General features: G+C 62.0%; 17 protein-coding genes and 1 pseudogene. 11 read left to right on the plus strand and 7 right to left on the minus strand.

Translation table 11 applies throughout. From position 1 onward, the window contains the following. The first annotated feature begins 15 nt into the window (after positions 1-15). Positions 16-1,566, plus strand: coding sequence for an amidophosphoribosyltransferase (gene purF, locus ACT3UE_RS10890; protein ID WP_444553408.1), 1,551 nt, complete (start codon positions 16-18; stop codon positions 1,564-1,566). Positions 1,567-1,580: 14 nt separating this feature from the next. Then, the gene (gene purM, locus ACT3UE_RS10895) at positions 1,581-2,723 is read left to right on the plus strand and encodes a phosphoribosylformylglycinamidine cyclo-ligase (protein ID WP_444553409.1); all 1,143 of its coding nucleotides are present in this window, start codon (positions 1,581-1,583) and stop codon (positions 2,721-2,723) included. Between the two features lie 106 nt (positions 2,724-2,829). Here the strand turns inward: purM and ACT3UE_RS10900 are convergent, their stop codons facing one another. Further along, entirely contained in the window at positions 2,830-3,774 is a 945-nt protein-coding gene (locus ACT3UE_RS10900) for a Sir2 family NAD-dependent protein deacetylase (RefSeq protein ID WP_444553410.1), read from the minus strand. A gap of 109 nt (positions 3,775-3,883) precedes the next feature. Further along, positions 3,884-4,111, minus strand: coding sequence for a DUF3073 domain-containing protein (locus ACT3UE_RS10905; RefSeq protein ID WP_444553411.1), 228 nt, complete (start codon positions 4,109-4,111; stop codon positions 3,884-3,886). A 195-nt stretch (positions 4,112-4,306) separates the two neighbouring features. On the opposite strand from ACT3UE_RS10905, the gene ACT3UE_RS10910 reads away from it, so the two are divergent. Further along, positions 4,307-4,903, plus strand: a complete 597-nt coding sequence (locus ACT3UE_RS10910; protein WP_444553412.1) for a septum formation family protein — start codon at positions 4,307-4,309, stop codon at positions 4,901-4,903. Here ACT3UE_RS10910 and clpB read toward each other — a convergent pair. Beyond that, positions 4,900-7,512, minus strand: a complete 2,613-nt coding sequence (gene clpB, locus ACT3UE_RS10915; protein ID WP_444553413.1) for an ATP-dependent chaperone ClpB — start codon at positions 7,510-7,512, stop codon at positions 4,900-4,902. The two genes, ACT3UE_RS10910 and clpB, sit on opposite strands and share 4 nt — an antisense overlap. 205 nt (positions 7,513-7,717) lie before the next feature. Here clpB and ACT3UE_RS10920 point away from each other — a divergent pair, with 205 nt between their 5' ends. The 4 genes and pseudogenes from ACT3UE_RS10920 to ACT3UE_RS10935 form a co-directional block, all read left to right on the plus strand. After that, positions 7,718-8,455, plus strand: a complete 738-nt coding sequence (locus tag ACT3UE_RS10920; protein WP_444566681.1) for a TnsA-like heteromeric transposase endonuclease subunit — start codon at positions 7,718-7,720, stop codon at positions 8,453-8,455. Further along, positions 8,448-10,463 carry a transposase gene (locus ACT3UE_RS10925; RefSeq protein ID WP_444566682.1) on the plus strand — a complete coding sequence of 672 codons (2,016 nt, stop codon included), beginning with the start codon at positions 8,448-8,450 and terminating at the stop codon, positions 10,461-10,463. Before ACT3UE_RS10920 ends, ACT3UE_RS10925 begins: the two co-directional genes overlap by 8 nt. Further along, on the plus strand, positions 10,460-11,524 hold the full coding sequence (locus ACT3UE_RS10930; protein ID WP_444566683.1) for an ATP-binding protein: 1,065 nt from the start codon (positions 10,460-10,462) through the stop codon (positions 11,522-11,524). The genes ACT3UE_RS10925 and ACT3UE_RS10930 overlap by 4 nt, the downstream gene beginning before the upstream one ends. Continuing rightward, positions 11,493-11,927 (plus strand): annotated as a pseudogene (locus tag ACT3UE_RS10935) (TniQ family protein); the annotation flags it as partial. The gene ACT3UE_RS10930 and the pseudogene ACT3UE_RS10935, both read left to right, overlap by 32 nt. Positions 11,928-12,773: 846 nt before the next feature. On the opposite strand, the gene ACT3UE_RS10940 reads toward ACT3UE_RS10935, so the two are convergent. Then, positions 12,774-13,160, minus strand: coding sequence for a hypothetical protein (locus tag ACT3UE_RS10940; RefSeq protein WP_444566691.1), 387 nt, complete (start codon positions 13,158-13,160; stop codon positions 12,774-12,776). 775 nt (positions 13,161-13,935) lie between these two features. Between ACT3UE_RS10940 and ACT3UE_RS10945 the strand changes: the two genes are divergently transcribed. After that, a complete protein-coding gene (locus tag ACT3UE_RS10945; RefSeq protein WP_444566684.1) occupies positions 13,936-14,799 on the plus strand; it encodes a TIGR02391 family protein in 864 nt (287 codons plus the stop codon). A 145-nt stretch (positions 14,800-14,944) separates the two neighbouring features. Here the strand turns inward: ACT3UE_RS10945 and ACT3UE_RS10950 are convergent, their stop codons facing one another. Further along, positions 14,945-15,739 carry an NAD(P)H-dependent oxidoreductase gene (locus tag ACT3UE_RS10950; protein ID WP_444566685.1) on the minus strand — a complete coding sequence of 265 codons (795 nt, stop codon included), beginning with the start codon at positions 15,737-15,739 and terminating at the stop codon, positions 14,945-14,947. A gap of 90 nt (positions 15,740-15,829) precedes the next feature. On the opposite strand from ACT3UE_RS10950, the gene ACT3UE_RS10955 reads away from it, so the two are divergent. Further along, the gene (locus ACT3UE_RS10955; RefSeq protein ID WP_444566686.1) at positions 15,830-16,156 is read left to right on the plus strand and encodes a winged helix-turn-helix transcriptional regulator; all 327 of its coding nucleotides are present in this window, start codon (positions 15,830-15,832) and stop codon (positions 16,154-16,156) included. A gap of 719 nt (positions 16,157-16,875) precedes the next feature. Continuing rightward, positions 16,876-17,925 carry a beta family protein gene (locus ACT3UE_RS10960; RefSeq protein WP_444566687.1) on the plus strand — a complete coding sequence of 350 codons (1,050 nt, stop codon included), beginning with the start codon at positions 16,876-16,878 and terminating at the stop codon, positions 17,923-17,925. On the opposite strand, the gene ACT3UE_RS10965 is transcribed toward ACT3UE_RS10960, so the two are convergent. Then, positions 17,922-18,518: a sce7726 family protein gene (locus tag ACT3UE_RS10965; protein WP_444566688.1), complete on the minus strand. Its 597-nt coding sequence runs from the start codon at positions 18,516-18,518 to the stop codon at positions 17,922-17,924. The genes ACT3UE_RS10960 and ACT3UE_RS10965 overlap by 4 nt on opposite strands. A gap of 132 nt (positions 18,519-18,650) precedes the next feature. Here ACT3UE_RS10965 and ACT3UE_RS10970 point away from each other — a divergent pair, with 132 nt between their 5' ends. Beyond that, positions 18,651-18,929, plus strand: coding sequence for a helix-turn-helix domain-containing protein (locus tag ACT3UE_RS10970; RefSeq protein WP_444566689.1), 279 nt, complete (start codon positions 18,651-18,653; stop codon positions 18,927-18,929). 313 nt (positions 18,930-19,242) lie between these two features. Here ACT3UE_RS10970 and ACT3UE_RS10975 read toward each other — a convergent pair. Beyond that, a partial coding sequence (locus ACT3UE_RS10975) for a helix-turn-helix transcriptional regulator (RefSeq protein WP_444566690.1) occupies positions 19,243-20,081 on the minus strand: 839 nt, incomplete at its 5' end.

Here is a 20,081-nt window from a genome sequence, read left to right on the forward strand (position 1 = left end):
GCAAGAATGATGACCATGGTGCGTGGTGACGGAATGCTTTCACATGATCTTTTGGCCGACGAGAAGGGCCCGCAGGACGAATGCGGGGTCTTCGGTGTCTGGGCCCCGGGCGAGGACGTGGCGAAGCTCGCCTACTACGGCCTCTATGCCCTCCAACACCGCGGTCAGGAGTCCGCGGGCATCGCGACCTCGGATGGCCAGCGGATCAACGTCTACAAGGACATGGGGCTGGTGTCCCAGGTCTTCGACGAGAACACCCTGAACTCCATGAGCGGGCACATCGCCATCGGGCACTGCCGCTATTCGACCACGGGTTCCAATCATTGGGCCAATGCCCAGCCCACCCTGGGCGCCACCGCCGACGGCACGGTCGCCCTGGGCCACAACGGCAACCTCATCAACTCGGCCGAGCTGATGGAACTGGTCGTGGCCGAGCAGGGCTCCAAGTTCCGCGGCGAACTCGCCCAGGGCAACACCACCGACACGGCCCTGGTCACCGCCCTGCTGCGCGGCGAAGAAGGAACGACCTTCGAGCAGACCGCCCTGGACCTGCTGCCCAAGCTCCAGGGGGCCTTCAGCCTCGTCTTCATGACCGAAGGCACCCTGTATGCCGCCCGCGACCCCCACGGGGTCCGTCCACTGGTCCTGGGTCGACTCTCCCGGGGCTGGGTGATCGCCTCCGAACAAGCAGGCCTGGCCACCGTGGGCGCCAGCTTCATCCGGGAGATCGAACCCGGCGAATTCATCGCCATCGACGACGAGGGCATCCGCTCCCAGCGGTTCGCTCCCGCCACCCCAGCCGGCTGCGTCTTCGAATACGTCTATCTGGCCCGCCCCGACGCCGCGATCAGCGGCCGGTCGGTCTACGAATCCCGGGTGGACATGGGACGCCAGCTGGCGCGCGAGAGCGCCACCGACGCCGATATCGTCATCCCCGTCCCGGAATCGGGCACCCCGGCCGCCATCGGCTATGCCGAGGAGTCGGGGATCCCCTTCGCCCATGGCTTCGTGAAGAACGCCTACGTGGGCCGGACCTTCATCCAGCCCTCGCAGACGCTGCGCCAGCTGGGCATCAAGCTCAAGCTCAATGCCCTCGAACCGGTCATCCGGGGCAAGCGCGTCATCGTCATCGACGATTCCATCGTCCGCGGCAACACCCAGCGGGCGGTCGTGCGGATGCTGCGCGAGGCCGGGGCCGCGGAGATCCATGTCAGGATCTCCTCGCCTCCCATCAAATGGCCCTGCTTCTACGGCATCGATTTCGCCTCCCGGGCCGAATTGATCGCCAACGGGGCCACCATCGAGGAGATCACCACCTCCGTCGGCGCCGATTCCCTGGCCTACATCTCCCAGGACGGGATGATCGCCTCCACCCGGCAGCCGCGCGAGCGTCTGTGCACCGCCTGCTTCTCCGGGGAATACCCGATCAAGCTGCCCGACCAGGACCGTTTGGGCAAGAACCTGCTTGAGCGTCCCGATGCCGGCAGCCGCGGTTGCGATCCCGGACCGGACGCAGAGTTCGAGGACACCCTCTCCCCCGCCGACAAGACCCCGAGCTCCCAGTAAAGGACGCCCCCAGAATGACTTCCTCCCAGCCCGGATCCGCAGGCATCACCTACGCAACCGCCGGTGTCGACGTCGAGGCCGGCGACCGTGCCGTCGAACTCATGAAGGACGCCATCAAGGCCACCCATAATGATTCGGTCATCGGCGGAGTGGGCGGTTTCGCCGGTCTCTTCGATGCCAGTGCCCTGCGCTCCTACGACAAGCCCCTGCTGGCCACCTCCACGGACGGTGTCGGGACCAAGGTCGCGATCGCCCAGGCCATGGACATCCACCACACCATCGGCCAGGACCTGGTGGGCATGGTCGTCGATGACATCGTCGTGGTCGGGGCCAAGCCGCTGTTCATGACCGACTACATCGCCTGCGGCAAGGTGGTCCCCGAGCGTATCGCCGATATCGTCAGGGGCATCGCCGAGGGCTGCTCGCTGGCCGATACCGCGCTGGTCGGCGGGGAAACCGCCGAGCACCCGGGGCTGCTCGGGGAGCATGACTACGATATCGCCGGGGCCGCAACCGGCGCCGTCGAAGCCGATGCCCTACTGGGCCCGGAACGGGTACGCGACGGTGACGTGGTCATCGCCATGGCCTCTTCGGGCATCCATTCCAACGGCTACTCGCTGGTCCGCAGCGTCATCAACCATGCCGGCTGGTCGCTGGAACGCGAGGTCCCGGAATTCGGTGGGACGCTGGGTGAGGAACTGCTGGTCCCGACCCGCATCTACACGGCGGACTGCCTGGACCTGATGGGCCACCTCAATACCGGCAGCACCATGGCCCTGCACGGATTCAGCCACGTCACCGGTGGTGGCCTGGCGGCGAACCTGGCCCGCGTGCTGCCACAGGGACTCATGGCCTCGGTGGACCGTTCGACCTGGTCGCTGCCGGCGGTGTTCACCGTCATCAGTGAGCTGGGGGGTGTCCCCCAGTCCGACCTGGAGCGCACGCTGAACCTGGGGGTGGGCATGATCGCGATCGTCGACGGCGCATCGGCAGATGCTGCCGTGGCCCGGCTGAACGACCGCGGTGTCCCCTCCTGGGTCGCCGGGACGGTCGGGACCGTCACGGAGGAAGCGTCGAGCGCCGGTACGGACTTCGTCCAGGGTGCCAAGGGCGTCGACGGCGGAGCCGTGTTGATGCGCGGGGCCTACGCCGGCTGATCCGGTTTCCCCTGCCGACCGCCGCGTTCCCGCTCAGGGGGCGCGGCGGTCGTCATGGAGCTCCAGGCCAGCGGACCAACCCGCCGATCCGGGATGCGCCAGGGCTCTAGCTGGGGTCTTCGAGGCCCAGGGCCCGGGTCAGTTCATGCAGGGCAGGGGTGACCCGGGTGCGCCATCTCCAGTCGGCCTTTGCATCGCCGCGGCTGGGCCCGCCGTTGATGATGCCCACCGGCCGCCCGGCGGCCACGGCGTTGAGCACCAACTTATAGCCGCTCATGACCGCCAGACTCGACCCGATGACCAGCAGCCCCCGGGAGCCCTTCTCCAGGTGCTTCAGCGTCTCCTTGCGCTCCACCGGGACGTTCTCCCCGAAGTAGACGACGTCGGGTTTGAGTTCCATGCTGCCGCAGGACAGGCACCCGACCATGGTGAAGTCGGCGATCTGGTCTGCACTGAGAGTGATGTCGCCGTCGGGGTTCACCGAATCGGGGTCCACGACGATCCGATCGAGGTATCCCGGATTGGCCTCCACCAGCCTCCGGTCGAGATCGACACGGTTTTCCACGAAGCCGCAGTTCAGGCACTTCACCTCATCGAGGTCCCCGTGCAAAGGCAACACCTCGGTGGATCCTGCGAGACGGTGCAGGCCATCAACGTTCTGGGTCACGACGCCGTTGAGGAATCCCGCTTGCTGAAGTGAGGCCACCAACCGGTGCCCCTCGTTGGGCTCCGATCCGGACATCCTGCGCCATCCCACGAAACTGCGGGCCCAATAGCGTTGGCGGGCCCCGGAATCGTGTTTGAACTCCTGGAAGGTCATTGGCCGATGGGAGCGCAGGGAACCGTTCGGGCCGCGATAGTCGGGGATCCCCGAGTCGGTCGAGATCCCGGCACCGGTCAGGGCCAGGACGGATCCACCCTCAAGCATCGTGGTGATGCCACGCCGGGCGACGTCAGGGGCCTGGGGTGGTGCCGACTCGGCGACGACCCGCTCGATGGAACGGATCGCCGCCCGGTGCGCGTTGGCGATCGGCAGGTCCATGGGCATCATCCTGGCTTCCGGGCATGAAGAAGTACACAGGCGACACGGTTGTGTCGTCCGGCGTCGGTGCACCGTATCGGGTGGAACTCATTGCCACCGCATCGAGGGGATGCCGTGGTCAGCCGATCCGACGGGATTCGCCCTCGTCGTCATCGCTGGAATACCTGTCCGCATACTCCGCGTAGTCCGCGTCGTAGGAATCGTCGGCATGCGCAGAGGAGCCTGTCCCATGACCGCGGCCTTGTCCGAGCTCGCGTTGCAGGGCAGACAAATCAGTGGCCGGGGAATAGTACTTGATATCCCTGGCCTGTCGTGTCGCTTTTGCCTTCTGACGGCCGCGCCCCATGGCGTGACCCCCTTTATCGCTAGATCCGGAGGTGGTCCCTCACGTGAGGAGGAAGGCCCCGGAGAATGTGGCTGTTTCTTTCGTATTCCAAGGTTAACATGTTTCCCAGTCGGGTGCCGTCCCGACGACTCCCGGGCGCCCGTTAGAGTAGGTGGTAATACTCTCATCGCCGCACTCGTCCTGAAGGGAGCGTCCGTGGAGCAGCCCCCCGATCAGCAACCGCCGGGTTACCAACCAGCGCGGTCGGCACGGACCCAAGTCTCCCACCGGTTCGGGATCGCCCCCGTCTGGTTGGTGATCGGTTCCATCGGCATCATCCTGATCCTGGTCTTCGGCGTCACCCGGTTGGTCCAGTCCAGGCAACCGGACCCCGAACCCACGGACAGCGTGGCGCGCAACAGCTCCCCGGGGATCGACGGGATCATCGCGGAGAAGGCCCCTGCCTCGCAATTCGAGGTCGGCGACTGCCTGGCGGAGTTCAGTTCCCCGCTCGAGCCGGCGACGATCGTCACCTGCTCGACGCCGCATGCGGCCCAGCTCATTGGCCTCGAGACCCTCGAAGACGTCCCCTTTCCCGGGGATCCACGGGTGACCACGAAGGCGGAAGAGGCCTGCCGGGCGATCGAGCTCGATCCCGAGGCTGCGCTGGAAGGCAACTGGAACTATGCCTTCAGCCGCCCCTCCTCGGGAACCTGGGAGGCCGGGGATCGCAGTGTCGCCTGCTTCCTCGCGCTGGAGGAGGGAACGACGACGGTCTCGCTCCTCCCGGCCTCCGAAACGACCTCCACCTAGCTGGCGGTGCCTGTCGGCGCGGCAGTGGACCGGTTGACCGTCAGTGCCTCCGCCTCGGCATCGAGCTGGACGTCCACGGTGTCCCCGTCGACGATTGCCCCGGAGAGCACCGCCTTGGCCAGACGATCCCCGATTTCGCGCTGGACCAGCCGACGCAGGGGTCGCGCCCCGTACGCGGGGTCGTATCCGGTCCTGGCCAGCCATTCCCGGGCTTCGTCGCTGACCTGCAGGCTCAGCCGCCGTTCGGAGAGTCGACGGGCCAGGGTGGCCACCTGGATCTCCACGATCCGGCCCAGCTGGTCCAGGGAGAGCGGATCAAAGAGGATGACGTCATCCAGGCGGTTCAGGAACTCGGGTTTGAACGAGGTGTTCACGATGTTCATGACCGCTTCCTTCTTGGCTGTGGCGTCCAGCGCGGGATCGACCAGGAATTGTGAACCCAGGTTGGACGTGAGCACCAGGATGGTGTTGCGGAAGTCCACCGTACGGCCCTGCCCATCGGTCAGGCGCCCGTCGTCGAGGACCTGCAGGAGGATGTCGAAGACCTCGGGATGGGCCTTCTCCACCTCGTCCAGCAGGATCACCGAATACGGCCGACGGCGAACCGCTTCGGTGAGTTGTCCGCCTTCCTCATAACCGACATACCCCGGAGGGGCGCCGACGAGCCGGGATACCGCATGCTTCTCGGAGTACTCGGACATGTCGATGCGTACCATGGCGTGTTCGTCGTCGAACAAGAAGTCCGCGAGCGCCTTGGCCAGTTCCGTCTTGCCCACGCCGGTGGGTCCGAGGAACAGGAACGAGCCCGTGGGCCGGTCGGGGTCGGCGATCCCTGCCCGGGAGCGTCGCACGGCGTCGGAGACCGCGGTGACGGCATTGGACTGGCCGATCAGCCGCTGCCCGAGCAGGGACTCCATGTCCAGCAATTTCTGGCTTTCGCCTTGGAGCATGCGTCCGGCGGGGATCCCGGTCCAGGCCGAGATCACTTCGGCGATGTCATCGGCGGTGACTTCATCGGAGACCATCGTCTCCTCGTGGGCGCCTTCGGCCTCTTCGGCCTGGGCGGCGTCGAGCTGCCGCTGCAATTCGGGGATCTCACCGTAGAGCAGGCGCGATGCCTTCTCCAGGTCCCCCTCCCGTTGCATCCGCTCGGCCCGTGAGCGCAGCTCGTCGAGCTGGACCTTCAGATCGCCGACACGGTTCAGGCCTGCCTTTTCGGCGTCCCACCGGGCGTTCAGGGCATCGAGCCGTTCGCGCCGGTCGGCCATATCCGCACGCAGTGCCTCGAGGCGTTCCCGCGAGGCGGGGTCGTTTTCGCCCTTGAGGGCCAACTCCTCCATCGTCATCCGGTCCACCACGCGGCGCAGCTCGTCGATCTCCTCGGGAGCCGAATCGATTTCCATGCGGAGCCGGGAGGCGGCCTCGTCAACCAGATCGATGGCCTTGTCCGGCAGCTGGCGACCGGAGATGTAACGGTTGGACAGGGTGGCCGCGGCCACCACCGCCGAGTCGGCGATCTCTACCTTATGGTGTGCCTCGTAGCGTTCCTTGAGACCGCGCAGGATGCCGATCGTGTCGTCAACGCTGGGTTCGCCGACATAGACCTGCGCAAAACGGCGTTCCAGGGCAGGGTCCTTCTCGATGTTCTGCCGGTATTCGTCCAGGGTGGTGGCCCCGATCAGCCGCAGTTCGCCGCGGGCCAGCATCGGCTTGAGCATGTTGCCGGCATCCATGGCGCCCTCGGAGGCCCCGGCACCGACCACGGTGTGGATTTCGTCGATGAACGTGACGATCTGTCCGTCCGAATCCCGGATCTCCTCCAGGACCGCCTTGAGGCGTTCCTCGAATTCGCCCCGGTATTTGGCGCCCGCAACCATCGATCCGAGGTCCAGGGCAATCAGCGTCTTGCCGCGCAATGATTCGGGGACGTCGCCGGCGATCATCCGCTGGGCCAGCCCTTCGACCACTGCGGTTTTGCCGACGCCCGGATCACCGATGAGCACCGGGTTGTTCTTCGTCCGGCGGGAGAGCACCTGGACGAGCCGGCGGATCTCGGCATCACGTCCGATCACCGGGTCGAGTTTGCCCGAACGGGCGATGGCCGTCAGGTCGGTACCGAACTTCTCCAGGGCCTCGAAGGTGCTTTCGGGGTCTTCGGTATCGCGCGGATGATCCCCGCGCAGCCCCTCGACCGCGGCCTTCAGTGCCTGTTCGGAGGCCCCTGCGGATCGCAGGATCTCCCCCGTCCTCCCGGCGTCGGCCGCCAACCCCAGCAGCAGGTGCTCCGCCGATACCCGGCCGAAGCCCAAATCGGAGGCGGCCTTCGTTGCGGCGTTGATGACCTGCAGGAACGACCGTGAGTACTGGGCCTGGGCGACGGTGCTGCCCGAGGAAGCCGGCAGGTCACGAATCGCCCCGCTGGCGGCGACGGAGACCTGGTCCGGGTCGACCGCGGCCTTCTTCAGCAATTCGACGGCCAACGATCCGCGGTCGTCCATCAGCGCCTTGAGCAGATGCGCCGGTTCGACCTGCGCGTTGCCCGCGGTGGAGGCGTTCATGCCGGCAGCCGAGAGGGCTTCCTGGCTCTTGGTGGTGAATTTGGCGTCCATGTGGATCCTTTCCTGGGAGGTCCATCCTCGTTTCAAACTTGAGTCTACCTGACTCAACTCTATTTGGGGATGGGTTATTCCCGGGGCGAAGACCCGGAACCGGGAGTGCTGTAGGATCCTGCTCAAAATGAGAATTTCCTATTGTCATGAGAATTTTTTGAGAATTAATCCGGACTAAACAAGAAAGATGTGACATACTTCATAAATGGAGGAACTCGCTACCGAGGTCCGGTTCCGCCGCACAGGCTCCGAAGATCTCGAAGTGACGAAACTCGCGCTGGTCGATGCTCATGAAGTGATCAGCGGCGATCCCATCCGTCTACCGCCCTCGCATAAGGGCCAACGAAATTTCCCCGGCTTGTTCTGGCTGGCCAAGACACAAAGAACAGTCGTTTACGAAAGCCTCCTTGAACGCGACCGCCTTTGGGCGGCTGATTTCGACCCGAACATCACAGCCGTCGCAACGCAACCACTCCAATTGCAGGGAAAAGACGGCGCCCACCTGCGCCGGCACATCCCCGACATGCTCTTCAGCCACCGCGACGGCAATTTCACCCTTGTTGACGTGAAGCCCGCGGACAAGCTTGCCAACCAGAAGGTGCAGGAGCAGTTCGCATGGACCGGGCGCTTATGCCACGCGAAAGGGTGGACCTACGAGGTCTGGTCCGGCGGGGAACCGGCCTTCATGCGCAACCTGCGCTTCATCGCCGTCGGACGGCGGGCCCGCTTCCTGTACCCGGCGCTATTGGACGAATTGGAACCTCTCGGGCTGCCTGGAATGACGTTGGACCAGCTCGAACAGGCAGCTACCGAACTGGCGGATCCGAAGATGCTGCGGATGGCAGTGATGGCCATGCTCTGGTCCGGCAGGTGGCACGTCGATATGAACGTTCCCCTGTCTAGCCGGACAGTCCTTCTGGAAGCAGGGACGTCCCATGGATGAGGTATTGGACCTGAACGTAGGGAACTTCGTTTGGTTGGATGGCCAGCGGTGGAAAGTCACCGAATTCCAGGCAGACACCGTCCTGCTGTCATCTGGTGCGACGATGCGCCGGACCACCATCAATTCCCTCGTGGGGCGAGCAAGCAACATCGATCCACTCCCCCGCGATAAGGCGTCCGAACGAGACGGATTCAAGACCACAGACCGTGCCTTGTTGGACTCTCTCTCCAAGTCGCAGCTCGAAACCATAGCCAAGCGGGCCGAAGTCCTCGACGGCCTGTTCAAGGCAGGAATCGGCGACAAGCGGACCAAAGAACGCCACGAGATCGCGGCACAAACCCTGGGTGTCGGCGTCAGCACCATCTATCGACTGAAGAAGCAGTACAAGGACCGAGGCCTGGCCGGGCTAGTCGACACGAGGCTCGCACGGGAATCCCGGGACCTGTTGGACCCGGGATGGGAAGCGATCTGCCAAGAGGTCCTGGCCTCGTACCGGGATGCATCGAACCCCACCATCGGAACAGTCATCTCAAAAACGAATCGTGCCTTCGCTGCAAGCTTTCCCGACCAGAAGCCGCCGTCCAGGTCCGTCGCGTATATCCGGGTGAAGCAGCTCGACAAGGGCCGGTACACGTTTGGTGCCGCGAAACAGCGCCGGTCAGTCGCCGGCCGCCCGGACGGTCCCTACGGGCGGCTGCAAGCTGACCGGCCCGGGCAGTTCATCGTCATGGACACCAACAGCCTGGACGTCTTTGCGATGGAACCCGTTTCCTGCCGCTGGGTCAACGTGGAACTCACCGTGGCAATGGATGTTCATTCCAGGGCGGTAACTGGGGTCACGCTGCGGCCCGTCGCCGCCCAATCGGTCGACGTCGCCTCCGTTCTTCACCAGACCGTCACACCGCAGAAGTGGGGTCCAGCCAAAAATGCGCCCACAGGGCCCTATATCGGGATACCGGAGCAGGTTAGCGCGGAGGAAGGGAGCAAGGCCAGTCACGAGCTCCTTCCGGACAGCATCATCGTGGACCATGGCAAGGCATACCTCTCACGTCACGTGCTCGCTGTCTGCGACCGGCTGGGAATCAATGTGCAACCTGCTCGCCCGATCCAACCCACGGACAAGGCCATGATCGAGAGGTTTTTCCGCACCCTCCGGCAATCGCTCCTCGAACACCTGCCCGCCTACAAGGGACCGGATGTCTTCTCGCGGGGCAAGGACGTGGAGAAGTCGGCCTTCTTCTTCGTTTCCGAGCTCGAGCAGATAATCCGCGAATGGGTGGGCATTTACCACGAAACCCCCCACGATAGTTTGCGGGACCCCCACATGCCCGACATCATGCTCACCCCAAACCAGATGTTCGAACGCGGCATTAGCCAATCAGGTGTCCTTCGCCTTCCCGCGAACGACGACGTGGTCATGGAATTCCTTGCAGTGGAGTGGCGACAGATTCATCACTATGGGGTCGAAGTCAACGGTAGACGGTACGACGGGGCAGGCATTTCGCCGTACCGTGGCCAAAAATCTGCGTACACCGGAAAGTTTCCCGGAAAATGGCCAATCTACGTCGACAGGGACGACGTCAGGTGGGTCCACTTTAAGGACCCCGCAGACGGGACGTGGCATAAGCTCGAATGGGAACACGCACACTTCCTGGATACCCCCTTCAGCGCCGAAGCAGCCGACTACACGAGGCGCCTCAGCATCAGCGAAAACAGGTTCCACGACCCGCAATCCGCCGTTATTGCGCTGTTGGAGGACTGGCACGAGAACAAGGTCACCGACCGACGCGCCAGAAACATCGCCAAAAGGGTCAGCGCAACACGAGCGCACCCAGACGAGAGCAGCGACGGGGACACCGATCCACGTGATCTTGCATCCACCCCAGGAATCATCGACATGCTCACCCGCGCCAAAACCAAGAACGCCACCGGCACCCGCGACGACCTGGACGTCTTCGAAAACGACACCGGGCCCGAAAACGAAGGATTCGAGGTCTTCGACGAATGAGCAACCCCTACGCCGACTGGCTCAGGCAACACGGAACAAAGCACTTCAACCTGGGCACCAAGGCCGGGTGGATCGACTTCGTTAACACCGGGATCCGGCCGGACTTCCGGACCCTGACCATGGACGAAATGCGCGGACTCGACCCCGAAACGCTAGAAGACTACAACCAGGCCAGAAACGTCTGGAACTCGAACCCCGCCACAGTCAAAACCCCGCAGCTGAAGAACGCCCACGACCTCATCGATCAAGTTATGGCCTCATCCCACCGGGACGGCAGTAGCGTCCGCGGAGCCGTCGCACTCGATGCCCTCCCCGGCTTGGGGAAAACCACCATCGCCAGCAGCTACGCCCGCCACTTCGACCAACAACAACGCCGACGGTACGGACACACAACCGCCGATGGAAACCCCCGGCTACCCGTAGCGTTCATCCCGCTCTCCGCTGGGATGACCCTGAAACAGCTGAACCAGAAAATCCTTCGCTTCTATGACCACCCGGCCGCCACCCGAACATCAAAGGCAGAACTCGGCACCCTGGCAATGGACTGCATCCACAGCACTGAAACGCGCCTTATCGTCCTGGACGACCTGCACTTCATCAACTTCAACCACCGCACCGGCGTGGAAGTCAGCAACCACCTCAAATGGTTGGCCAATGAATCTGCTGCCACGTTCATCCACGTGGGAGTCGGCCTCTCCCGCAAGAAATTCTTCGACGAAGGACTCGGCGGGGACCCGTCACTGTCGCAGACTTCCCGCCGAACCACTTCCTGCCCGGTAGCCCCGTTCACTCTTTCCACGGAATCCGGGAATCGGGCATGGCAACGCCTACTCTCATCTTTCGAATCCCACTTGAAGCTAGCCAACAATACCGAGGGAACCCTGACCGGCCTCGGGGACTACCTCTTCGAACGCACCCAAGGCCACATCGCCTCCGTAACGAACCTGATGGACAGGGCCTGCGCGGCAGCCATCACAACCGGCACCGAAACGATCACCTACGACATAGTCAAGAAGGTGGTCATCGACAATGCTGCCGAAACCGCTTCCTCAAGGAGATGAATCAGCACTCCCACGTAGGCGGCGCCTCGACGAACTCATACCTGTTGAGCACCGCACCCGTTGGCCCATCCACGTCCCGCCGATGCCCAAGGAACCCATCCACAGTTGGGCCGCCCGCGCCAGTCACCGGTATGGGCTCACGCCACGCCAATTCCTTACTGCCCTCGGTATCCCCAACGAGCAGACTTCCGCCCGTCTCCTGGCGCACGTGCCGGAACACTTAGCCAAGATTACGGCAGCTTTGGGAAGGATACCCACCGGCTACCAGTTCCAGGACAACCGGTCCGTCGCCAAACCCTACATATCCGACGCACCTTCACAATACTGTCCTCGTTGCCTCGCTGAAACAGGCGCTTGGAGTACAGACTGGCAAACCGAATGGGCCCTCACCTGCCCCACACACCAAATCCTGCTCAACATCTCCTGCCCCGCCTGCGATTCCAGCCAATGGACCCCGTCCAGTTGGCTCAGCCGCACCGCGCTCCCCCACCGCTGCACCGAACGCACCCCCACAACACCGTCCACTACAGGGCGCAGCTCCGTTCGAGAATGGTGCAATCAAGACCTCCGCGAAGCCTCCACACGGCCGGCCCCACCCGAACTCATCGAAGCCCAACAAACCCTCCACCAAGCACTCCGAGACCAAGCCGCGACCCCGGATGCCCTCCACCCCTTCGGTCCCTGGGAGTTCGTCACCGCCCACCAGAAAGCCCACGCCTTCAAAAAGCTCATCAGCTACACCGCCACACAACCCCCCGGACTCGGCGGACAAGTAGCCACCCTCCTTGAAGCCTGGAACGCTTACACCGAACTCTCTTCCACCCCCGGAACGGGCCCCAACCTCAAACGGCTCCTAGACGATCCATCAAAGACCGGCCTCCTAGGCCCACCCAGAACCGCACAAGCATCCGCGCTCGGCCCCATCCTGACTGCAGTCGGCCTAAGACAGCACGGCCACCTTTCCGCGAACAAGCAACTCGCATTCCGAACCGGCAGAAGCTGGCCGGCGCACCCCGCCGACTGGTCAACCAACTCGTCCCATCCGACGCAAAACGCTGAACAATTACTCCTCCCCGAGCACCAGACAAAACCCATATCGCCCCCCGCCGAATGGATCCCCCAAGTCCTCTGGCCCGGATTCAACACCAAAACCCCCACTGACGACCCCGGGGAACGCGCAACCCAGTCAATGCTCCTCCTCCACCTCGGAAGAGCATCCCGTTGGAGCCACCTCGCCCTCGAACTCGGCCTACCCCGCCAACTCCAACACCAAGCCCGAACACACGTACAACACCTCGCAGCAACTAAATGGGCCGAACAGATAGCCTGCCTCGAACACCAATTCAACCGACTCCTCGACTCTCCACCACCCATCAACTACAGGATCCGCCGCGTCGTCGCCCACGACCCGGCCGACCTCCAAAGGGCCTTGCACCAGGCCACCAGAACCAATCCAGGCCCCGACCTGATCCGACACTTCTGGGAAGCCTTCACCGGCGGCGACATCTCCTTGGCACCACCACCACTCGGAATGGACCCCACATCCAGCCAATACGCCATATTCAAGACACAGCGGCCCACCGCACGCACCGAACACGAGAGCGACTTCACCAAAGCGTTGGGATTCCTCCAACACGAATACGGGATGGCCCCGGGAGAACCCCTGGTCTGGTCCCCACCCCCATGAAAGGGACACTCCAAACGGGCAACTCGAGCACCATTGCCCGCGGAGGCCCACCTCGGCAACATCTTCTGGTGGTCAGTTACATGGAGATCAGAACTCGTGCCCCGGTGGCCGGCGCACGACACAACCCACCCGATCTCCGACGTCACCGACGTGCTGCGACGGGACGGATGGGCCTACGAACCGTTGAGCTACACGACCACACGCCACCAACTCCTCGCCGCCCTATCTCACACATGCGGTCCCCTCACAGAGTTCGAAGACCTCACACGTACAGTCCCGCAAAGCAACCTAAACACCCAGTGGCAGCTCCTTCCCGATGAGCACTGGACCGAGGCGTACGAACGGCTGGCCGGAGGCCCGCAAGGGCCGCTCCGCTCCTGATAGACCTCCATGAAGGGGCGCGCCTTGTGAATAAGCAAAATTCCGACGCTAGCCCGGTATCTCAACAAGAGAGTCCACGCCCTTGTGTGCCATCTCTACGGAAGCTGATTCCAGCTTCCACGGCAGAAATCCTCCGGGCTCAAGTCCGCAAGTGGCCCGTTCATCGGACGAATCACCGGACAGGGTAAAAGGGATGATGATGGCCGCCGCTTCTCATGTGTGCTGGTCAGCCCGGTCGATGTCCGGTGGAGGACCGGCATACGGGCAGCGCTGTTGGGTAACGGGATCCGGAATAAGCTGAAGCCTGAGACAGTGACGTGGGATCTGAATGTGGGGGAATGATTTGAGCGACTATGGTGAGGACTATCTGCGGCGCCTACTCGATGCTGTTCAACGCTTCGAGGCGGTTTTCAATGCATGGATGGAAACGCAACAAGAATCTGATCATCTGTCTTCCCGCGGGCTTCTTCCAACCGTCTGGGTTAAGAACGGAGTTGACTCTGCGCTGGTGCGCCGCCTCGAACTCGATGTGGCAGAGGCCGCCGGGCTGGCAGCACGCGGCGTCGCCGTTACTGGGGCGTACATTTCCGTCGCAGGGCTGGGTGTTATCGACCCGATTTCCAACTGGTCGTTCATGTCATCACCCAAGGCTCCGCTTGCACCGCGCGACATTCGAATGACAGCTGCAAACGTCAAAGGCCGGTTGGAAGCCATGCTCATCGACGCGCAGAGCATCGCGGACTCTAGCCTGCCAAGCTTTTCCCCCGCGCAGCTGCACCCTGTGATCTGGTCGGGTGCAGCTGCGCACTGGACGGCGCACCAGTTCCGCGTCGCCGTCCGCGAAGCAGCTGAAGGGCTGACGGTCCATTGGAAGCAGAAGCTTGACCGCAACGACGTGGATGACACCGTGTTCTGGCAACAGACCCTGTCAGCGGGTGAGGCAGCCGATGGCCGTCCCAAGCTTACTTGGCCCGGTCCCGTCGACGACAAAACCGCCAAGAGCATGCGCGGCGGTCTTGAACCTCTCGCCAAAGCTTTAAACGCCCTGGCTACTGGCCTGAATCTGACTGTCCGAAACGTTACTACCCACACTAGAGACGAGCTCACTGAGCAGCAAGCAATGGAGCGCCTTGCCGCGTACAGCTTCCTCGCCCATTTACTCGACCAGTGCCAGATAGACCGCTTCGAGAATGATCCCGCCCGGTGAAGAATCGCCTTATGAAATGCCCGGAGATGTAGTCTCTGGTGCTCGACGCCCCCTCGTAGGCGGCCGTTCGAGATTCGGATGGAGCGATGCGTGACGCCCGAGAACGCATCCGGCGCAGTAGATCACCTCTTGGTGGCGTTCCTGGTCAGCGGCCTAGTTCTTCGGTGGTCATGACGTGGACTGACAGGCCCGTTTCATTTGGCCGGACATCAGGCTCGAGGTCCCATTCCGCCGTGTAGTCGCCTTGAAACTGAGGCCGATACGGAATTGGCTCAGCATCAAAGAGATGGCTCAGACGGCGCCCGAGTCTTTTTTCCGCGAGGTAGTAGCTTTGGGAGTCGGTGAAGTCAGCACTGGGGAAAGCTACCGGATCAATGACATCCATTCCCGTATAGGCGAAGGTCCCGTGGAGGAGCCCGAAGAGCAGCTCGTGGAGTTCGCCGCTCTTCCCTCGCGGACCGATGGCGCGTTCCCTGTCGCCGAGGGTCATGACGACGAGCACGCGTTTGCCGCGGAAAGGTCCCTGTTCGAACCTAAGCCGTTTCCCGGTGTCGGGGTTCTTGCCGAAGGCGAAGCCGCTGATGAACACGCGATCGATCCAGCCCTTGAGTATCGCGGGCAGTCCGTACCACCACAGAGGGAATTGAACGACGATCGCATCTGCGGCCCGGATTTTCTCCTGCTCCGCCGATACGTCGTGGGGCAGCCGGCCTTCGAGGTAGGCCTGACGGGAGTCGGTGGTTGCGTTGAATCGAGTCCCAGGGGGAACGATGCCGTCGCCGGTCACAACGGGATTCCAGCCCATTTCGTAAAGGGGCGAGGTCACCACCTGGTGGTCCATACCAACTAGCTTGTCGATGCCCGCGGATCGGAGGGAACCGTTCAGCGAGTGGGGTTCGGGGAAAGCTCTGACCCAGAGAATTTTTCGCGAAGTTGTCATAGGTTCATGATTGCAATCTTGTGTCGACTTCGTAAGTAGGGTGATTTTTGGCTTATAGTGGCAGTTTGGAAAGTATTGGAGGTTGCTCGGATGCGCGATCCTGTTCGAACTGCCATGGAGATATGCCCGGTCGAGGTCGCCATCGCGGTTCTCGGTGGAACATGGAAAATGACCATTGTGAAGCATCTCTTGGAATCGACGCTTCGTTTCGGTCAGTTGCAGCGCCGGCTGAGCCCAGTGAGTACTCGGACACTGACCCGTCAGCTACGCGATCTGGAAGCCGACGGGATCATCCACCGTGAGGTGTTCGCTGAAGTGCCCCCACGCGTTGAATATTCGCTGACTGAGCTCGGGCGCACCCTGGGTCCGATCGTGACCCAACTTGATCAATGGGGAGCTGGATACGCCCAGTCTTGATCACATAGTGGCCTCAGGCCGCGTCTCACACATAACGGGATCAGCCCGAGCAATTGCTGTGTCGAGTTCGTGGGCACCTGCCCGCAGAGCGTTCCCCCAGCGGACGGCCTCATCGATCCCTTTGGCGTTGTCGCTAGTCGCCTTCAGACCGTCCGCCACCTGCTTATGGCGCTTTGCCGTTGATGCTCATCACACAGTGGCAGCCTTATGTCCGGAAGCCACTCACAGGAGTTCGGCAACGTCCACAACGCTAGTGGGCACTACCAGATATTCACTGTGGGCTCGCATATTCTTCATTGCTTCGTCTTTCCTTGCGGCCGCAAAACCCGCAGGGGCTCCGCATACATTTGTGCTCTTTTCGAGTCGATCTTTCGTTTCATATGGCAATGCAACTCGCACGGCGAGGCTAGCAATTACTGCGGACTACCCTGAGTTGGCAACGTTCCGGAGACGTTCAGCGCATCGCGTGGAAATCCTGAAAGCTTACCTGCGGAAATTTACTCAACGGAAAATGAAATGAGATGCCCTGTCATCCATTTGTCTGTCGTATGTAGGGTGCTATCACAAACCGTTAAACAGGAGGCATCAAGAAAGATAATCCAGAGGCCACTTCAAGTCCCGGTAGTTAGCCAAACACCGTCCACCAGCGATCCAGACCCAGCGAGCAGTCCAGCCAAGAACGGCAGAACCGCAGAACCGCAGAACGGCAGAACGGAAGTATGACAATGCGTTACGTCCCCATCCTCAAAGCAAAAAGGGCCGAATTAGCTGCGCTCTCCACCCAGCAAATCAGCTGCCCAGTCGAGCCGGTATTCGAAATCCAAAACGCGCTCTGGGACCCGACAGGCACGAACAAATCCATCGGCGCAGATGCAGCATCTTTCATCGATAACCTCCGCCGCCAATGGTGGAAGCCCTCATTTGTGGACCTCAGCCGCGTGGCCTCAACCCGTCCAGAACGCACAAACTGGTGGGTTGCCCTCAACGCCCTCATCAGCCTGCCCGGCGTACCCACACACCATCTGGCCCCGGTACTGAGCACCACGGACGACAACGCAGTGCTCAACAGCGCAAAGCCACTCGCAAAAACAGCAGGAAAGGCACTCGTCCGCGTTACGGCGCCCTGCCCCGACATTCCAGCACTCGCCAAGTTCGTCAAGAACTGCGCCAACACCCTGGACCTACCAGCCACCGCAGTCGAACTACTGATCGACTGGGGTGACTCAACCGAACAGCATGCCTTGGACTCCCTGGAGCACCATGCGCAGGCCATCCTCGGTGCAGTCCCGGCCGCTACTCCCGTCATCGTGGCAGGTACCCCCGACACCACCACTTGCACACAAGCAGGGCAGTGGGACTTCACCCGCCGGGAGTGGTGGCTGTGGCTCCGCCTGAATGCACAAAACCAAGACGTCAGTTTCGGCGACTACGCCCTGTTTCCACCCCAGCAGCCGGGCCGCGGGCGTCCTACCTATGGACACTTGCGCTATTCAGCCGGCGACGAGCTGCATATCGAACGCCAAGTCGCACCAACAGGCGGTATGGGGGCCGGCTTCAAGATGTGCTGCGACAACCTCGTCGCCTTGCACATGTTCGCGGGCCGCGCGTTCAGCCTCGGCGACTCCACGATCGACGATGTGGTCCATTCCGTCGGAAAACCGAAGGGCAGCCCTGAAGCATGGCGAACCATTGCCCTGCAACATCACCTGCGCCTGGTCGAGGATCAGCTCACGGCACCGCCAGCGGCACCACCGGCCGGTACACCTTAGGCGACAGACAGGGCCTGCGAAGCCCTCCGTGACTTCGCTACCCAGTCTTCGCGCGTCCTCATCACCGTGATGGCTGCTTGCGCGGTCTTGGTGGGGCCGAGCCGGTCCAACAAGAGGAAACGCATTTCATCCACCGTCCGCGTTGAGAGACGGGCCTCACCGAGCTCACGGAGCTTCCCCGTCAAGTCCGACCGTGACATGTATGTGGTGAGCATGATCGGGTTGAACTCGGGGTTGCGCCGTGCCCTGCGAACTTCTTTGAGCTTTACTCCCGCTGCCCCCGGCGTGGCAGACCAGATCCCCCACCATGAGGGCAGGAGGGATGTCGCATGGGCCCGTAGCCGGTTTCCGACGACGAGGTGTGCCCGCTGCACGAAGGGGTTGTATCCGCGGATCTGGCGTTCGAGCCGGGCGACACTGTCCTTGTCGCTTTTGATCTCGTATCCAGAGACCTTATCGGTGATGAGCATCTCATCGATTCTCACCGGGGTCCCCCATCGGACTTCGACTTCTGGGACGAGCAGGTGCGGCTGACCATGCAAGCGTGTTTCGAGTCGCCCCCGTAGGGCCGCTCGTATGTCGGAGTCGTACATCGTTTAACCCTGCCTAAGTCCCTGTAGATCCCTATGGATGTTACTTCCTCCACGCATTCGCCATTTCCCTTCTGCTTATAAAGGCGACGATAGTAACGTTACGATTGTAACAACTATCGAAAGAGAACGAGCTTGCGACGAGCCGAAATTAGCCAGTGGCGCCTCCCTATCCCTCGGGAAAAACTCAGCGCCTACATCCACTCAGCCCGATTGGGAAGAGGAATTTCCCAAGACGAAATGGTTCGTGGCACGGAACTCTCCTTGAGTACACTAAGAAAGATCGAAAACGGCACGACAACGAACCCCGGACTTTTCACTTTGCACCGGATCTGGCACAAACTCGACCTGCCGTGGGATGCCCTCGGCCAAGTCACCCAGGAACTCACGTCATCCCGGCGCCGAACCCCTTGACCACATAGCAGAGCCCCTCGGCCCCTCCGATCGCGGCAACCAAGTATTGAGCCCGGCGAACGCGCCGAACTCGGAGTAGTGGCGACCGCGCGGGACCTCATGTTTCAGCCGGGTGGAAGCCTGAACCGAAGTGCCCCCAGCGATTTCGCCAAATACCCGGAACCCACGGGCCTAAACCCTTAGACCTCTAGTGAACCCACCTACATCGGTCCAGGAAGGGCTGACTCATCTCGAACAGATAGCCGATAGCGGACAGGGACACATCAACAGCTATTCCAGCCCCTAGAAACCAAGCACGGAAACGCCCAACCCGTCATTCCTCGTCGAGCTGGCCGGCGATGAGTTTCATGAGCTCAAAACGGGACTTGACTCCGCATTTGCGGTACACGTTGGTCAATCGCAGCTCGACTGTGCGTACAGAAATGAATAATTCATGTGCGATGCTCTGGTTTTTGTATCCCTTGGCGAGTAGCCGGACAACGGGCAGTTCCTTACCGTCGAGCAGCTCTAGGAGCGGCGATCCCGCTGAGGCCGGTTGTTCATCGTGGCAGGGCTCTATCTTTGAGCTCACCCCTATCTCATGGAAGATGCTCAAGGCTTCGCGTCTGGCTTCCATGCTCCGCCTGCCGTGGCCAAGTTCCTGTAACTTGTCGGCATAAGAAAATAATGTTCTCGCTCGCAAATACTCGTAGTTTCCATCAATCCACGACTCCACCAGCTCAGCGAATGCTTGAAGGGATTCCTCTCCGTCCAAAAGCTTTGCCTCACACCGTCTCAGGGTAAGGGCAGCCCAATTCGACGGGGTGTTCCCAGCAGCAACCTCAAGCTCCTGAAAAAGTTCTGTCGCCAGTTCGCGCTGCCCCAAAGCTAGCAACGTATCGATGTAGTCCCCATGGAATCTTAGAAATTGAGGATTCATCAGGTCCGCACCAACCTTCCAGGCCCGCGCGAAGTAGAACGACGCGACCTCGTGGTCGCGCGTCATCATCGCGATACGGGCCTGCCTTACCGCAATGAGCGCCTCTTGGGCGGGGCTCTGCCCCGGAGTGACTAGCTGGGCGGTCTCTCGCACAATCTCATTGGCACGTTTGGCGTCCCCGTCCAAGCTGGCCAGCGTTGCGGACATCAAGCCACGATTGACCTTGAACGATC

This window comes from Arthrobacter sp. 179, from assembly GCF_052379645.1.
Lineage (GTDB): Bacteria > Actinomycetota > Actinomycetes > Actinomycetales > Micrococcaceae > Arthrobacter_H.

Bases quoted from the DNA above. Each gene is read 5' to 3' on its own strand.
- purF (WP_444553408.1), top strand. From the start codon at position 16: ATGGTGCGTGGTGACGGAATGCTTTCACATGATCTTTTGGCCGACGAG.
- purM (WP_444553409.1), top strand. From the start codon at position 1,581: ATGACTTCCTCCCAGCCCGGATCCGCAGGCATCACCTACGCAACCGCC.
- ACT3UE_RS10900 (WP_444553410.1), bottom strand. From the start codon at position 3,774: ATGATGCCCATGGACCTGCCGATCGCCAACGCGCACCGGGCGGCGATC.
- ACT3UE_RS10905 (WP_444553411.1), bottom strand. From the start codon at position 4,111: ATGGGGCGCGGCCGTCAGAAGGCAAAAGCGACACGACAGGCCAGGGAT.
- clpB (WP_444553413.1), bottom strand. From the start codon at position 7,512: ATGGACGCCAAATTCACCACCAAGAGCCAGGAAGCCCTCTCGGCTGCC.
- ACT3UE_RS10920 (WP_444566681.1), top strand. From the start codon at position 7,718: ATGGAGGAACTCGCTACCGAGGTCCGGTTCCGCCGCACAGGCTCCGAA.
- ACT3UE_RS10925 (WP_444566682.1), top strand. From the start codon at position 8,448: ATGGATGAGGTATTGGACCTGAACGTAGGGAACTTCGTTTGGTTGGAT.
- ACT3UE_RS10930 (WP_444566683.1), top strand. From the start codon at position 10,460: ATGAGCAACCCCTACGCCGACTGGCTCAGGCAACACGGAACAAAGCAC.
- ACT3UE_RS10950 (WP_444566685.1), bottom strand. From the start codon at position 15,739: ATGACAACTTCGCGAAAAATTCTCTGGGTCAGAGCTTTCCCCGAACCC.
- ACT3UE_RS10955 (WP_444566686.1), top strand. From the start codon at position 15,830: ATGCGCGATCCTGTTCGAACTGCCATGGAGATATGCCCGGTCGAGGTC.
- ACT3UE_RS10960 (WP_444566687.1), top strand. From the start codon at position 16,876: ATGACAATGCGTTACGTCCCCATCCTCAAAGCAAAAAGGGCCGAATTA.
- ACT3UE_RS10965 (WP_444566688.1), bottom strand. From the start codon at position 18,518: ATGTACGACTCCGACATACGAGCGGCCCTACGGGGGCGACTCGAAACA.